The organism is Nocardia mangyaensis (assembly GCF_001886715.1).
Taxonomy (GTDB): Bacteria; Actinomycetota; Actinomycetes; order Mycobacteriales; family Mycobacteriaceae; genus Nocardia; species Nocardia mangyaensis.
Genome location: NZ_CP018082.1, coordinates 4,728,236 through 4,744,056 on the forward strand (window position 1 = coordinate 4,728,236; position 15,821 = coordinate 4,744,056).

13 protein-coding genes are annotated in these 15,821 nt (G+C 70.0%); 6 read left to right on the top strand and 7 right to left on the bottom strand.

Annotated features, from left to right (window positions below; all coding sequences use genetic code 11):
- Window positions 1-31 precede the first annotated feature (31 nt).
- The 3 genes from BOX37_RS21450 (at window position 32) to BOX37_RS21460 (ending at window position 3,469) form a co-directional block, all read left to right on the top strand.
- Entirely contained in the window at window positions 32-1,522 is a 1,491-nt protein-coding gene (locus BOX37_RS21450) for a CoA-acylating methylmalonate-semialdehyde dehydrogenase (RefSeq protein ID WP_071929216.1), read from the top strand.
- Window positions 1,523-1,654: 132 nt separating this feature from the next.
- Window positions 1,655-3,001, top strand: coding sequence for an aspartate aminotransferase family protein (locus BOX37_RS21455; protein ID WP_071929217.1), 1,347 nt, complete (start codon window positions 1,655-1,657; stop codon window positions 2,999-3,001).
- A 69-nt stretch (window positions 3,002-3,070) separates the two neighbouring features.
- Window positions 3,071-3,469, top strand: a complete 399-nt coding sequence (locus BOX37_RS21460) for a PPOX class F420-dependent oxidoreductase (RefSeq protein WP_071929218.1) — start codon at window positions 3,071-3,073, stop codon at window positions 3,467-3,469.
- A gap of 63 nt (window positions 3,470-3,532) precedes the next feature.
- Here the strand turns inward: BOX37_RS21460 and BOX37_RS21465 are convergent, their stop codons facing one another.
- Together BOX37_RS21465 and cobA are read right to left on the bottom strand one after the other, a co-directional pair.
- A complete protein-coding gene (locus BOX37_RS21465) occupies window positions 3,533-4,993 on the bottom strand; it encodes an MFS transporter (RefSeq protein ID WP_071929219.1) in 1,461 nt (486 codons plus the stop codon).
- Window positions 4,994-5,071: 78 nt separating this feature from the next.
- Window positions 5,072-6,313, bottom strand: a complete 1,242-nt coding sequence (gene cobA / locus BOX37_RS21470) for a uroporphyrinogen-III C-methyltransferase (protein WP_071929220.1) — start codon at window positions 6,311-6,313, stop codon at window positions 5,072-5,074.
- Window positions 6,314-6,451: 138 nt separating this feature from the next.
- Here cobA and BOX37_RS21475 point away from each other — a divergent pair, with 138 nt between their 5' ends.
- The gene (locus BOX37_RS21475; protein WP_071929221.1) at window positions 6,452-6,916 is read left to right on the top strand and encodes a nucleoside deaminase; all 465 of its coding nucleotides are present in this window, start codon (window positions 6,452-6,454) and stop codon (window positions 6,914-6,916) included.
- A gap of 3 nt (window positions 6,917-6,919) precedes the next feature.
- Here the strand turns inward: BOX37_RS21475 and BOX37_RS21480 are convergent, their stop codons facing one another.
- A complete protein-coding gene (locus BOX37_RS21480; protein ID WP_071931749.1) occupies window positions 6,920-8,275 on the bottom strand; it encodes a DoxX family protein in 1,356 nt (451 codons plus the stop codon).
- Between the two features lie 191 nt (window positions 8,276-8,466).
- Here BOX37_RS21480 and BOX37_RS21485 point away from each other — a divergent pair, with 191 nt between their 5' ends.
- Complete coding sequence (locus BOX37_RS21485) at window positions 8,467-9,597, top strand: phosphotransferase family protein (protein ID WP_071929222.1); 1,131 nt, start codon at window positions 8,467-8,469, stop codon at window positions 9,595-9,597.
- 21 nt (window positions 9,598-9,618) lie between these two features.
- Window positions 9,619-10,713, top strand: coding sequence for an Rv3169 family protein (locus BOX37_RS21490; RefSeq protein ID WP_071931750.1), 1,095 nt, complete (start codon window positions 9,619-9,621; stop codon window positions 10,711-10,713).
- A 133-nt stretch (window positions 10,714-10,846) separates the two neighbouring features.
- Here the strand turns inward: BOX37_RS21490 and BOX37_RS21495 are convergent, their stop codons facing one another.
- The 4 genes from BOX37_RS21495 to BOX37_RS21510 form a co-directional block, all read right to left on the bottom strand.
- Window positions 10,847-11,341: a cobalamin biosynthesis protein gene (locus BOX37_RS21495; RefSeq protein WP_240504979.1), complete on the bottom strand. Its 495-nt coding sequence runs from the start codon at window positions 11,339-11,341 to the stop codon at window positions 10,847-10,849.
- Window positions 11,342-11,361: 20 nt separating this feature from the next.
- The gene (locus tag BOX37_RS21500) at window positions 11,362-12,807 is read right to left on the bottom strand and encodes a cobyrinic acid a,c-diamide synthase CobB (RefSeq protein ID WP_084759933.1); all 1,446 of its coding nucleotides are present in this window, start codon (window positions 12,805-12,807) and stop codon (window positions 11,362-11,364) included.
- Window positions 12,808-12,865: 58 nt separating this feature from the next.
- Window positions 12,866-13,480 (bottom strand): cob(I)yrinic acid a,c-diamide adenosyltransferase, encoded by a 615-nt coding sequence (gene cobO / locus BOX37_RS21505; RefSeq protein ID WP_071929223.1) that lies wholly within the window; start codon window positions 13,478-13,480, stop codon window positions 12,866-12,868.
- 174 nt (window positions 13,481-13,654) lie between these two features.
- Window positions 13,655-15,760 (bottom strand): magnesium chelatase subunit D family protein, encoded by a 2,106-nt coding sequence (locus BOX37_RS21510; RefSeq protein ID WP_071929224.1) that lies wholly within the window; start codon window positions 15,758-15,760, stop codon window positions 13,655-13,657.
- Between the last annotated feature and the right edge of the window lie 61 nt (window positions 15,761-15,821).

Consider the following 15,821-nt stretch of genomic DNA (forward strand, 5'->3'; position numbering starts at 1 on the left):
ACACCACCGTTCCCGGCGAAACGAGGAATCCATGCAGTCCATCGGCCATTGGATCGACGGCAAATCGGTCTCCGGCACCAGCGAGACCACCGCGCCGGTGACCAATCCCGCCACCGGCGCCGTCACCGGCGAACTGGCGCTGGCGAACGTGGCCGACACCCGCGCGGCGATCGACGCGGCGACGCTGGCCTTCGCGACCTGGCGCGACACCTCGCTCACCCGCCGCACCCAGGTACTGTTCCGCTTCCGTGAGCTGCTCAACGAGCGCAAGGAGGAGCTGGCCGCGGTGATCACCGCCGAACACGGCAAGGTGGCCGCCGACGCGCTCGGCGAGGTGACCCGCGGCCTCGAGGTGGTCGAATTCGCCTGCGGCATACCGCATCTGCTCAAGGGCGGGTTCACCGAGAACGCCTCCACCGATGTCGACATCCAGTCGGTGCGCCAGCCGCTGGGCCCGGTGGCGATCATCGCGCCGTTCAACTTCCCGGCCATGGTGCCGATGTGGTTCTTCCCGCTGGCCATCGGCTCGGGCAACACGGTGGTGCTCAAGCCGAGCGAGAAGGACCCGTCGGCGGCGCTGTGGCTGGCGCGGCTGTTCCAGGAGGCCGGGCTGCCCGACGGGGTGTTCAATGTCGTGCAGGGCGACAAGGTCGCCGTCGACGAACTGCTGGACAACCCGGGGATCAAGGCGGTCTCCTTCGTCGGCTCGACCCCGATCGCCAAGTATGTCTTTCAGCGCGGCACCGCGGCGGGCAAGCGGGTCCAGGCCCTCGGCGGGGCCAAGAACCACATGGTGGTGCTGCCCGACGCCGATCTGGATCTGGCCGCCGATGCCGCGGTGAACGCCGGGTTCGGCTCGGCGGGTGAGCGGTGCATGGCGATCAGCGTGGTCGTCGCCGTGGGCGGGGTCGCCGACGAGTTGGTCGGCAAGATCGCCGAGCGGGCCGCGAGCATCGTCACCGGCGAGGGGTCCTCCGGGGCCGACATGGGGCCGCTGATCACTCGTGCCCACCGCGATCGCGTCGCCGAGTACATCGACGCGGGCGAGAACGCCGGTGCCGAGGTGGTGCTCGACGGCCGCGCGCTCACCGTCGAGGGCGCGCCGGACGGATTCTGGTTGGGTCCGACCATCCTGGACGGCGTGAGACCCACGATGAGCGTCTACACCGACGAGATCTTCGGTCCCGTGCTCTCGGTCGTGCGGGTCGGCACCTACGAGGAGGCGGTGGCGTTGATCAACGCCAACCGCTACGGCAACGGCACCGCCATCTTCACCAACGACGGCGGCGCGGCGCGACGGTTCCACCACGAGGTGGAGGTCGGCATGGTCGGCGTCAACGTCCCGATCCCGGTGCCCATGGCCTACTACAGTTTCGGGGGCTGGAAGAACTCGCTGTTCGGCGACTCACACGCCCACGGCACCGACGGCGTGCACTTCTTCACCAGGACCAAGGCGATCACCACCCGCTGGCTCGACCCGAGCCACGGCGGACTGGAACTCGGCTTCCCGCAGAACAACTGACAACGTTCTCGGCCCGCCCCCGGCTCTGGACTGACCGAAGGGTGCGACGAAGGAGTGCCCGCCGGGAGGGAAGAGTCGGGGTTACAGGGCCGAGAACAGCGGCGCCAGCCGCCACAATAGAGGAGATCGCCGATGACGCTTTCCGACGATGCGGCCCGCACCTATGAACTCGACCGCCGCCACGTCTTCCATTCCTGGTCCGCGCAGGCACATCTCACGCCGACGGTGCTCACCGCGGCCGAGGGCTGCTATGTCTGGGACGGCGAGGGCAACCGGCTGCTGGACTTCTCGTCGATGATGGTGAACACCAACATCGGCCACCAGCATCCGAAGGTGGTCGCCGCGATCCAGGCGCAGGCCGCGACAATGTGTACCGTCGCACCGCATTTCGCCAATGACGCGCGATCGGAGGCGGCGCGGCTGATCAGCGAGCGCACCCCCGGCGAGCTGGACACGATCTTCTTCACCAACGGCGGCGCCGACGCGGTCGAGCACGCGGTGCGGATGGCGCGGCTGCACACCGGCCGCTACAAGGTACTCACCCGCTACCGCTCCTATCACGGCGGCACCGAGACCGCGGTGAACCTCACCGGTGACCCGCGCCGCTGGCCCAACGATCACGGCAACGCGGGCGTGGTGCACTTCTTCGGCCCGTTCCTGTACCGCTCGGAGTTCCACGCGCACGACGAGGCGCAGGAGACCGAGCGCGCGCTCAGCCACCTGGCCCGCACCATCGAGATGGAGGGTCCGGCCACCATCGCGGCGATCGTGCTGGAATCGGTGCCGGGCACCGCGGGCATCATGGTGCCCACGCCGGAGTACCTGCGCGGCGTGCGGGAGCTGTGCGACCGGTACGGCATCGTGTTCATCGCCGACGAGGTGATGTCGGGCTTCGGCCGGACCGGAAAATGGTTCGCCATCCAGCATTTCGATGTCGTGCCCGATCTGCTCACCTTCGCCAAGGGTGTGAACTCCGGGTATGTGCCGCTGGGTGGGGTGGCGATCAGCCCCGCGATCGCGGCGAGCTTCGCGCAGCGGCCGTATCCGGGCGGGCTCACCTATTCGGGTCATCCGCTGGCCGCTGCGGCCGCCGTCGCGACGATCACCGCGATGCACGAGGAGGGCATCGTCGACAACGCCTTCGACATCGGCGCGCGGGTGCTCGGCCCCGGGCTGCGGGACCTCGCGGCGCGGCATCCGAGCATCGGCGAGGTGCGCGGAATCGGCGTCTTCTGGGCGATCGAGCTCGTCCGTGACCGGGTGACGCGAGAACCGCTGGCGCCCTACGGCGGAACGAGCCCGGCGATGACCGAGCTGGTGGCGGCCTGTCGGGCGGGCGGCGTGCTGCCGTTCGTCAATTTCAACCGGCTGCACGTGGTGCCGCCCTGCGTGATCAGCGAGGCCGAGGCCAAGGAAGGCCTGGCGATCCTGGACCAGGCGCTGAACGTGGCCGACGCGCACACCGTCGACGCGCGCTGACCGACGCGCGGCGGACGGAATGCGCCCGCCGCGTCCGGTGTTGCCCCGAACGTGACTACTGACACCGCAGTGCTTTCCGATGAATTGAAGAAGTATCTGGACGAGGGGAAGGTGTACGCCACTGTCGCCACCGTCGGGGCGACCGGACACCCACACCTGACCGTGGTGTGGCTCAAACGCGAGGGCGAGGACCTGCTGTTCTCCACCACGGTCGATCGTCAGCAGGCCAAGAACCTCCTGCGCGATCCACGGATCACCGTCATGGTGAACCCGCCCGAGCGGCCCGACGTGTACGCCGCGATTCGTGGCACCGCCACCACCGTGCCCGATCCGGAACGGGCGCTGCCCGATGAGCTGTCGCTCGAGTACACCGGCAAGACCTACGCCGACTACAACCCCGAGTCGGTGAACGACGGTGACCGGATCACGGTCCGAGTCACCCCGCAGCGCGTCGTGGGCGGCCTCTGATCGTTGCGCTGCCCGGCGGAGTCGGCTCCGCCGGGCACAGGCCGCAGCCGGGCACCGACGCACTCAGACGCGCTGGGCCTCTTCCTGGGCGTGCTGGGCCTGCGCCAGCTGCTGCGGGCTGAACCGCAGGGTCAGCGCGATCACCGCGGCGAGGAGCGCCAATCCGGAACAGACCAGCAGGACGAGGGTGTACCCGCTGTTGAGCGCCTCGATCTCGATCGGCCCCATGCCCTGGGCCGCCCCGTCGGGGCCGCCCAGCGACAGGGTGCGCGAGGCTGCGATCGGACTGAGCACGCCGATCGCGATCGGTGTCGCCAGGTTCATGAACATCTGGCCGACCGCCGAGAGCGGACCGATATCGGCCGGCGGCACGTCCACCAGCACGCACAGCGGCGCCAGCACCATCGCGACGCCCACACCGACACCGATCACCAGCAGCAGCGGCAGCAGCGTCGACAGGTACTGCACGTGCCGGTCCAGCGTCGAGCCGAACAGCAGCCCCGCCGACAGCACCATCGCGGCCCCGGCCAGCAGCCAGCGCGGCGCGATCAACAGCGCCGCCTTGGAGGCGAAGGCCCCACCGACACCGATGCCGATGGTGAACGGGATCGAGGCGACACCGGCCTGCAGCGGGCTGTAGCCGAGCACGTTCTGCAGCAACTGGGCGACGAAGAACGTGCTCGCGCCGAGGACCGCGCCGGCCAGGAAGATCAGCCCGAAGGTGGCGACCCGGTCCCGGCTGTCGAACAGCGACCACGGCAGCAGCGGGTCGGCCGCACGACGCTCGGCCAGCACGAACACCGCCAGCAGCGCGAACCCGCCGATCAGCGTCGCGAGGATCACCGGACTGGTCCAGCCCATCGCCGGGCCCTCGGTGGCGCCGAACACGATTGTCGCGCAGGCCAGCGTGCCCAGGATCGCGCCCTTGATGTCGAGCGGGGTGCGCTGGTGGGTGGTGTCGGCGAGCTTGTAGACCGCGCCGAGCACGATGAGCGCGCCGATCGGCACGTTGATCAGGAAGATCCACCGCCACGACAGCTCGGTGAGCGCACCGCCGAGAACCAGGCCACCGACCGAACCGATACCCACCATCGAACCGACGATCGCGATCGCCTGGTTGCGCGCGGGTCCGGGGGCGAAGGTGGTGGCGACCAGCGCGAACGCGGTCGGTGCCGCGATCGCCGCACCGGCGCCCTGGACGGCGCGCGAGATCAGCAGCATGGCCTCGCTGTTGGCCAGACCGCAGGCCAGCGACGCCGCCGTGAACACCCCGACACCGATGATCAGCATCCGTTTGCGACCGAACGCGTCCCCGAGTCTGCCGCCGAGCAGCATCAATCCGGCGAAGGTGAGGCCATAGGCCGTGACGGTCCACGCGCTGCCCGAACTGGACAGTCCCAGCTCCTGCTGCAGCCGCGGCAGGGCGAAGATCACGACGGTGCCGTCGAGCACGACCATGAACTGCAGGCCGCTCAGGACGAGAATGGCCAGGCCGAAGGCCCGCGTCTTCACCGGGTACTGCATCGCCGCAGCGGGTTTATCGAGCACAACGAGGCAGTGTAATTGGCGCCACGACAGCGCTCGGGCGCGCGGCCCGCGAACCTAGTCGAGACCGAAGCCCGCCGTCGGACCGATGACGACGATCGCGGGCGGGCGGATGCCCTCGGACTTGACCCGCTCGGCCACCGTCGCCAGATCGGCGCGCAGCACGCGCTGGGTGCGCAGCGTGCCCTCCTGGATGACCGCGGCCGGGGTGTCGCTCGGTCGGCCGCCGGCCAACAGAGCATCGGCGAACTTGTCGATCCGCTCGACCGCCATCATCAGCACGAGGGTGCCACGCAGCTTGGCCAGGGCGGGCCAGTCGACGAGCGAATCGGGATGATCGGGGGCCACGTGGCCGCTGACGACGACGAACTCGTGGGTCACCCCGCGATGGGTCACCGGGATGCCCGCGGCGCCGGGCACCGAGATCGGGCTGGTGACGCCGGGTACCACCGTCACCGGAACGCCCGCTGCCACACAGGCTTCCAGTTCCTCGTAGCCGCGGCCGAACACATACGGGTCACCGCCCTTGAGCCGGACGACGAACTTGCCCGCCTTGACGCCTTCGACGAGGGCGAGGTTGATCGCCTCCTGCGCCATCGACCGGCCGTAGGGAATCTTCGCAGCGTCGATCACCTCCACGTGCGGGCCGAGTTCGGCGAGCAGTTCCGGCGGCGCGAGCCGATCGGCGACGACCAGTTCGGCACGGGCGAGCAGCCTGCGGCCACGCACGGTGATCAGGTCCGGGTCGCCGGGCCCGCCGCCGACGAGCGCGACGCCCGGCGTGACCGGTTCCGAATCATCGGTCACCACACCGGATTGCAGCGCTTCGAGCAGTCCGTTGCGCACCGCCGCCGAACGCCGGTGCGCGCCACCGGCCAGCACGCCGAGGCTGAGACCGTCGTAGCGGGCGGTGGCCGGGGTGACGGCGGTGCCGTCGCGGGCGATGTCGGCGCGCACGCAGAAGATCCGCCGGGTGGTGGCTTCGGCGACCACGGCGGCATTGGTCTCGGGTTCGTCGGTGCAGGCCATCGCGTACCAGGCGCCGTCGAGGTCGCCGGCGGCGTAGTCGCGTAGGGTGAGGGTGAGTTGCCCCGCGGTCGCCATCGCTTCGACCGCCGGGGTGGCCGCGCGGCTGATCACCTGAACATCGGCCCCGGCGGCGACGAGCAGGCCGAGCCTGCGCTGGGCGACGGTTCCGCCGCCGACCACGACGACCCTTCGCTCCCGCAGATCGAGCCCGACCAGGTAGTTCGGGTCCCCGGCGGGCTGGTTCGATGCGGCATCAGCGGTGTTCGGCACAGTGTCCGAGCCTAGAGCCTGGCGCGGAACCGGCCGAACGCACCCGCCGACATTCGCGGCGAGCATCCACGATCGGTCCGGCGTGGTGTCACACGATCTGGTGTTGCCGACCGGTTCGCCCGCGCGGAAGGTGGAACCATGACCGAGCCGAACGCACTCCTCGAGGTCGCCTACGACGAAGCCCTGCGCGGGCTGGCCGAGGGCGGTGTGCCGATCGGCGCCGCCCTGTTCGACGCCGACGGCACCCTGCTCGGGCGCGGCCGCAACCGCCGGGTACAGAACGACGATCCGAGCGCACACGCCGAGACCGACGCCTTCCGCGCGGCAGGCCGTCGCCGCGACTACCGACCGACGATCATGGTGACGACGCTGTCCCCGTGCTGGTATTGCAGCGGCCTGGTGCGCCAGTTCGGCATCGGGACGGTGATCATCGGCGAGGCGCGGACCTTCCATGGCGGCCACGACTGGCTCGCCGAGCACGGGGTGCGGGTGCGGATCCTCGACGATCCGCGCTGCGTGACGCTGATGACCGACTTCATCGCCGCGCGACCGGACCTGTGGTTCGAGGACATCGGGGCCGCCGGTCCGGCCCGTGATCGCTGAACCTCAGCCGGTGAAGAAGTACGCCTCGTTCTGCACCCAGCGAAAGCCCGTCGCGCGCAGCGGGAACTGCTCGTGATCGAAGCGGGTCAGGGTGAGCGCGCTCGGTGTGCCGTCGATTTCGCCGCGCAGGATCAGCTGGTCGGCGGAGGGCTTTTCCACGGTGAAGGTGGCGTACGGCGCCGAATCCGGTGCTCGCGCGGCCAGCGTCACCGCCAGGGTGCCCGCTGCCGGGTCGACGGCGGCGCCCGCGAGCGCGAACTTGTCGTTCATGTGCTGGACGGCCGACAGGTCCGAGTCGACGACCAGTCGCTGCCAGCGGACCTCGTCGGTGCGCAGCGGCGGGAGCGGCTCGCCGTCGACGGCGAACTCGGTGACGTCCCAGATACCGTACAGCTCGGGTTTCGGTGCGCCACCGCCATATTCGTTCCAGCTCTGGACACCGGTATAGACGCACCCGGCGACGACCCACAGACCCGCGGCGACCTGCACCACGGTGGCCCACCGATTCCCGCGCGGCGACCGGAACAACTCCGGCTGCGTCATCGGCCCCGAATCACGTTCCAGCACGAGCACATTCGCCAACCTGCGCGCCTGCGGGACCAGCAGGACCAGGCTCATCAGCAGCAGGTGTCCGGACAGCATCTTCACCGGCACGTCGAAGGTCATGTTCAGCAGGAACACCTGGGCCATGCTGATCACGCTGATCATGGCGCCCACCGTCGCGGTGCGCGGCCAGAACAGCAGCAGCCCGCCGAGCACCTCGGCGGCGCCGAGCGCGATCTCGTAGGCGGGCGAGGAACCCACCTGGGTCCACAACATCGCCATCGGGCTCAGATCGCCCACCCGGGTGAGCAGCGCGATCAATCCCGGCTCCGCCATCTGGGTGGGAATCAGCTTCGCGAAGCCGTAGAACAGCATCTGTCCGCCGACCGCGAGCCGCAGGCCGGTCAGCGCCCAGCTCGCCAGTCGCGGATAGGCCCGCCGACGCCGATCGAGCACCGACCAGACCACGGTGACCACCAACGCGGTCACCAGCACCAGTCCGCACTGGATCCACAGCGCGGCCATGTCGCCGCTGCCGTTGAGCACCACTTCGGCTTCCACCCCGAACACGTGCTCGCCGATCCAGCTGCTCACCGGGGCCAGTGCGAGAATCTGCCAGGCGATCGCGTCATCGGGCAGCAGTTCGAACAGCACACCGACGAAAACGAAGGTGATCTGCGCCATCCACAGACAGAACAGCCCGAGATAGGCCACCGTGAAGCGGAATGCGAGTCGCGTGGTCGGACGCCAGGTCGGCGCCGGTGGCGGTGGGCCCGCGAGATCGTCGTGCGCGTGCTCCATGGTCGCGGTTGTCACCGGCACCTCCCCGTCGAGATCGATTGTTACCGAAGCTAATCGAAGGCAGTCCAGGTGCGCGTCCGGGAAAACCCCCATCTTTTGGGTGTCAACCCTGAATCTCACTCACCGACGCCCGGCTTACAATCCGGTCGACCGTCCGGTAGGCCAGTATCGGAACGCGTTACAACTTGCGACAGGGGTACTCACATATGTCCGACGATCCGGACCTGACCGCGCAACAGTCGCTCACCGTCACCGAGCGTGACCTCGACGAACTCGCCGAGCAGTTGTCGCAGTGGCTGTCCGGCCAGGTCGGCGCCGACGCGCCACCGAAGATCACCGACCTGAGCAAGCCGTCCACCGGCGGCATGTCGAGTACGACCATCCTGTTCGACGCCGCGTGGACGGCGAACGGGGTCGCCGACGGCGGATCGTTCGTCGCGCGGATGGCACCCGAGGACGCCTCGTTCCCGGTGTTCCAGTCCTACGATCTGGCGCTGCAGCACCAGGTGATGGCCGGGGTCGCCGAGGCCTCCCAGGTCGCCGTGCCCCCGCTGCGCTGGCTCGAACTCGACGAATCCTTCTTCGGCACCCCGTTCTTCGTGATGGAGAAGGTCGAAGGCCGGGTACCGGCCGACAATCCGCCGTATGTGTTCTTCGGCTGGGTCTTCGACGCGACGGTCGAGGAGCGCGCGCAGATCGCCGACGCGACCGTCGAGGTGATCGCCCAGGTGCACGCGATCGACGACATCAGCCGCCGCTTCCCCGCCCTCGACGGCGAGGGTTCGGCGCTGCGCAGGCATTTCGAGGCCCAGCGCGCCTGGTACAACTGGGCGCTGACCGACGACGGGGTCGAGATCCCGCTGATCGAGCGGACTTTCGCGTGGCTGGAAGCCCACTGGCCCGCCGAGACCGGTCCCGAGGTGCTCAACTGGGGCGACGCGCGCCCCGGCAACATCCTCTTCAACGGATTCACTCCAGCCGCGGTCCTGGACTGGGAGATGGCCACTTTCGGCCCGCGCGAGCTGGATCTGGGCTGGGTGATCTTCATCCACCGCTTCTTCCAGGACATCGCCACCCGCTTCGATCAGCCGGGTCTGTCCGATTTCCTGCGCCGCGACGCGGTGGTGGCGAAATATGAGGAGCTGACCGGACATTCGGTGCAGAACCTGGACTTCTACATCATCTACGCGGCGCTGCGGCACGCGATCGTGATGGCCAGGATCAAGCGCAGGATGATCCACTTCGGCGAGGACACCGTGCCCGCCGAGCTCGACGACTACGTGATGCACCGACTCAGCCTCGAGGCTCTGCTCGACGGCACCTACGAGTGGGACTGAGGAGCTTCGACGATGGCGATCATGCCGGTACCCCTGGACGAATACCCCGTCCATCAGACCCCGCTCTCGCTGGCCCGGGCGGCCACCAGCGACCGCAACTTCTACGACCGCTACTACTTCAACGCCTTCGATCCCGGCGGCGACACCATGCTGATCACCGGGTTCGGCGTGTACCCGAACCTCGGGGTGCTCGACGCGTTCGCGACGGTGCGCCACGGCGAGCGCCAGCGCAGCGTGCGGTTCTCCGACGCGCTCACCTCGCGTGATCTGAACACCAGCGTCGGTGGCTACCGGGTCGAGGTGCTCGAGCCGCTGCAGAAGCTGCGGGTGGTGTGCGACCACGACGACCTGAGCTTCGACCTCACCTGGACCGGCGCGCAGCCCGCCGTGCAGGAACAGCCGCATCTGATCCTGTCGGGCACCCGGCCGATCATCGAGGCCTCCCGGTTCGCGCAGCTGGGCTCGTGGGCGGGCACGCTGGCCGTCGACGGGCGCGACTACTCCGTTGACCCGGCGGTGTGGACCGGCAGCCGCGACCGCTCCTGGGGCATCCGTCCCTCCGGTGAGCCCGAACCCGCGGGTCGGCCCGCCGACGGGATGGGCGGTTTCTGGTGGCTGTACACGCCGCTGCGCTTCCAGGACTTCGCGATCGTGGTGATCGTGCAGGAGGAGCCCGACGGCACCCGCACGCTCAACAACGCGGTGCGGATCTGGAACGACGGCCGCAAGGAACAGCTCGGCTGGCCACGGATGCACTGGACCTACAAGTCCGGCACCCGGCACCCGGAGTCGCTGCGCCTGGACATGACCACCCCCGACGGCAAGCCCCTGGAAGTCGAGATCGAATCCCGCCCCGGCATCGCCCTGCACGTCGGCTGCGGCTACGGGCCCGACCCCGACTGGACACACGGTCGCTGGATGGGCGAGAACTGGTCGCTGTCGAGCTCCTACGACCTGACCGACCCCGCGATCATCGGCCGCACCCCCTACGGCGTGATCGACCACATCGGCTACGCCCGCTGCGGCGATGCCGAAGGCTGGGGCCTGTTCGAGCACGCCTCGATGGGTCGCCACGACCCCACCGGTTTCGCCGATTGGTCCTCTGTCGCCCCCTGACGACCGAGCACCCCTCGTGCGAGAGGAAAGGCGCCGCCGCGACAACGAGGTCGCGGCGGCTCCGATTTCCTCAGCGGCCATGGCGGAGTCGGCCGGCCAGAGACGTTTCAGCCCACGACCCTTGCCGAGTGAATCAGTTCGGACCTTCCTCGCGCCGGATCATCGCGGCAGTGGCGACGACAATTCCTTCGACAATTGTTCTCCCACAGATCAGTTCGCCACCGCCTGCGAGCAGCGCCGCCGCTTCGGCAACGCTGGGCGCGCCGACGGCGGCCGATGTACGCTCCGAGCTGTGCCGCACGTCCACCTGGGCCAGCTGCTCGGCGGTGAACCCGATCAGCGGGACGCCGAGCGTGGCAGCGGCACCGCGGACCCCGTCCTCGGCTGCTCGCCGATCGATCGTCGCCAGACAGACAACGGCGGTCTGCCCGACCACCGCGTCTACCGCGCGAACGATGCGCGCCGACTCGGTCCCCGGCCGCACACCGATCCCGATCGCCACGGCGATGCGGCCGGACGCAGGCCGCGGTGCCGCACCACCGCTCGATCGCGGCACGTCGGCCTGTGGCGTTCGTGGACCACGGTGATCGCGCCCGCTCGACAGCAGTGCACTGCCAGTGCTCGTCACCTCAACATTCCGATGCACGGTCACTGCCCGAATCGTCGTGCAGCGACGACGAATCGGGCGATGGCCTCCGGATTTCCGGCCGGATGGGTGTGCAGATAGGAAGCATGCACCTGGCGCACCACGGCGCCCTCGGCAACGGAACCTGTTGTGCGCCAACCCCAAGCGGCGTTCTCGCGGCCGGTACGAGTCACCCGCGTGCGGTGGAACTCGTGACCGCGCACCCTGGCACCGGCCCGCCAGAGGGCGGAGTCGTGCAGGGCGACGGCGTCGCGGTAGCCGAGGGTCAGGCGCGGGCCGAATTCGGCGTCGGCGTCGATCACCCCGGCCATCGGGTGGCCGTCGAGGGAGCGGGTCAGGTAGAGCAGGCCCGCGCATTCGGCGTGGATCGGCAGGCCGCGGGCTGCGCCCTCGGCGACCGCGGTGCGGAGCCGCTCGTTGGCGGAGAGTTGTCCGGCATGCTCCTCGGGGAATCCACCCGGCAGAACCAATCCCGTTGTTCCCGAGGGTAACTCGTCGTACAGCGGGTCGAAGACCGCCACCTGGGCTCCGGCGGCGATCAGCAGTTCACGGTGCTCGGCGTACCCGAAGGTGAAGGCGGGCCCGCCCGCCATCGCGATCAACGGCGCCGATCCCGAGCTGGACCTGCCACCCGAAACATCGGCAGCGCCGGACTCCGAGACCTGCCCGGTGGCGGCGAGTTCGGTGGCCGGGTCCCAGGCCGGGCCGGGCACGGATCCGCCGGCGAGGGCGACGATGGCTCGCAGGTCAACGTGGGCCGCGACGAGTTCGGTCATCGCGTCGACCGCGACGGTGGCGGCGGTGCCGTGTTCGACGGCGGGGATGAGGCCGAGGTGACGAGACGGCACTTCGAGTTCGGCCATCCGGGGCAGGGCGCCGAGGACGGGAATGCCGACGCGGTCGCAGGCGGCGCGCAGAACCTGTTCGTGGCGTTCACTGCCGACGCGGTTGAGGATCACCCCACCCAGGCGCACCGAGGAGTCGAAGGTGGCGAAGCCGTGCAGCAGAGCGGCCAGACTCTGGGAGTGCCCCCGCGCGTCCACCACCAGCACCACCGGCGCTCCGAGCAGACTCGCCACCTGCGCGGTGGACCCCTCGGCCACGGCCTCGGTGCGATGCTCGTCGATCCGCCCGTCGAACAAGCCCATCACGCCCTCGACCACGGCGATGTCGCACCCCTGCGTACCGTGCCGATACAGCGGAACCACCCGCTGCTCCCCCACCAGCACCGGATCGAGATTGCGGCCGGGGCGGCCCGCCGCGAGCCCGTGATAGCCGGGATCGATGTAGTCGGGCCCCACCTTGAACGGCGCCACCTGATGCCCGGCGCCCCGCAGCGCGCCGATCAGCCCGGTGGCCAGCGTCGTCTTCCCACTGCCCGAGGCCGGTGCGGCGATCACCACCGCCGGTGCGCTCACCGAACACCTCTCGAGCCACCGGTGGCGCATACCTGAGTGGCCTCACCTCGGGCTTCGCGACGGCGCAGACGAGAAGATCCGTCCCCACTCACCATTCGATGCCGCGCTGGCCCTTGCGGCCCGCGTCCATGGGGTGCTTCACCTTGGTCATCTCGGTGACCAGGTCAGCGGCCTCGATCAGGGCCGGGGGTGCGTCGCGGCCGGTGATGACGACGTGCTGGTTGCCGGGGCGGTTCACCAGAGTCTCGACGACGTCGTCGAGGTCGACCCAGCCCCACTTGAGCGGGTAGGTGAATTCGTCGAGGACGTAGAAGCGGTGCTGTTCGGCGGCGAGACGGCGGGCGATCTCCTGCCAGCCCGACAGAGCGGCGGCCGCGTGGTCTTCCTCGGTACCGTGTTTGCGGGTCCAGGACCAGCCCTCGCCCATCTTGTGCCACTCGACCGCGCCGCCGGCTCCGGTCTCGTCGTGGAGCGTGCCGAGCGTGCGGAAGGCGGCTTCCTCGCCCACCTTCCACTTGGCGCTCTTGACGAACTGGAACACGGCCACATCGAACCCTTGATTCCACGCCCGCAACGCCATCCCGAAGGCAGCGGTCGACTTCCCCTTGCCCGGCCCCGTGTGCACGGCGAGCACCGGCTGATTGCGCCGCTGCCGCGTGGTCAGCCCGTCCTCGGGAACGACCTCCGGGACACCTTTTGGCACAGGAACTCCTCTTCTCGGCGCACTACTGTCCAGAACCCAGGGGCCGCCGACACAGATCCGCCAGGGTCACCGACCCTGCCGGGTTCGCCCTTCTTTCTATCAGGCACCGACCGAAGCCCACCGAAGCCCTCGGCATCGCGCCCTTGCTCGCCGCCATGCTTCGCCGAGGTTTCGCTACGCGGCGCGGACGGACGGACCGCGGGAGGAACCCCGGACCACGTCGGCGACCGTGTCACCGGTGAGTTCGTCGAGGCGCAGGTAGCGGGCGCGCAGGTCGCGGGCGAGGTCGGCGGCCAGGCCGAGGCGGATCATGCCGCGTTCGCAGTCGATGACCATGGCGGTGTGACCTTCACCGGCCAGCAGACGCGCGGCGGTGCGGGCGCGGGGCAGCGGGTCGATGCCGCCGGTGGCGCGGCCGTCGGTGAGCAGGACCAGCATCGGACGGCGGCGGGGGTCGCGGACGTGTTCACGGGCGATCACCTCGCGGGCCTTGCGCAGACCGGCCGCGAGGGGGGTCTTGCCGCCGGTGCGCAGTCCGGCCAGGCGGCGGACGGCGATGTCGACCGAGGAGGTGGGGGGCAGCACGAGTTCGGCTTCGCTGCCGCGCACGCTGATCACCGCCACCTTGTCGCGGCGCTGGTAGGCGTCGCGCAGCAGGGTGACGATGGCGCCGGTGACGGCGGTGAGGCGGTCGCGGGCGGCCATCGAGCCGGAGGCGTCGACCACGAAGACGACCAGGTTCCCTTCGCGCCCTTCGCGATACGCGCCACGCAGATCCTCGGCGGCCAGGGCGAGCGGGCCACCGAAGCGGCCACGCTCGAATTGCCGTGGGGCGGCGGCGAAGATGGTGCCGAGCAGGTGCAGTCCGGTGGCGGTGTCGGTATCGGGGCGGACCATGCGACCGGTGCGGGTCTGCGCGCGCGAGCGTCGACCGGGCGCGCCCTCGCCGAGACCGGGGACCTCCCAGCGCGGGGCGGGCTTGTTCGCTGCACCCGGTGTGCCCGAAAGACTTTCCGCGCCCGGGCGAGAACCCGAGCCGGGACCACCCTCGGGCGGACCGCCGGGACCGTCGCCGGGACCACCGCCATCGGGGCCGTCGCCGTCCGGGCCACCGTCATCGGGGCCATCGTCGTCGGGAATACCGTCCTGCGGACCATCGGCGGGTTGGCCGTCGATCGGGCCGGCGCCACCGCCGTCCGGCCCGTTCACACCGTCCTGACCGCCCGAGTCCTCGACCTCGTCTCGACCCTGCCCGCGATCACTTCGGTCCGGCTCCCCGTCCGCGTCAGCGGCGACCGACGACTCGTCGAAATCCTGGGCCGCAGCGGCCTTCTCGACCTCGTCGGCCGCCGCCCGCATCGCCTCGTCGAGCTGTTCCTCACTGATGCCGGGCTCGTCGAACGGATCACGCCTGCGCCGGTGCGGCAGCGCCAGTTCGGCCGCGATGCGCACGTCGTCCTCGGTCACCCGATCGCGCCCGCGCCACGCCGCGTGCGCGGTGGCGGTCCGGGCGACAACCAGATCCGCGCGCATCCCGTCGACGTCGAACGCCGCGCACAGCGCCGCGATCCGGCGCAGTTCCCCGTTGTCCAGGGCCACCGCGGGCAGCCGGTCGCGCGCGGTCAGAATCCGTTCGGCGACCATCTGATCGGCATCGGCGTAGCGCGCGGCGAATCCGTCGGGGTCGGCTTCGTAGTCCAGGCGCCTGCGCACCACGGCCATGCGGGTGTCCACCTGGCGGGAGGCGGCCACGTCGACGGTGAGCCCGAACCGGTCGAGCAGCTGCGGGCGCAGCTCCCCTTCCTCGGGGTTCATGGTGCCGACCAGGACGAAGCGCGCCGGGTGCGAATGCGACACGCCGTCACGTTCGACGTGCACCCGCCCCATCGCCGCGGCATCGAGCAGCACGTCGACCAGGTGGTCGTGCAGCAGGTTCACCTCGTCGACGTAGAGCACGCCGTGGTGGGCCGCGGCCAGCAGACCGGGCCGGAACGCCTGCTCTCCGTCGCGCAGCACACGCTCGAGATCCAGCGAGCCGACCACGCGATCCTCGGTGGCACCCACCGGCAACTCCACCAGCCGCGCGGGCCGGGCGCCGGTCTCGTCCACCACCGGCGGCAGCAGCTGGGCCAGCGCGCGCACCACGGTCGACTTCGCGGTGCCCTTCTCGCCCCGCACCAGCACACCACCGATTCCGGGATGCACCGCCGACAAGATCAGGGCCAGTTGCAGCCGCTCCTGCCCGACGACAGCCGAGAACGGGAAACCCGCCTCCCCCACCGAGCGGGCGGGAGCGTGCGGACCAGCGGCGACATCAGCAGAACCAGGCACGGCTCAACTC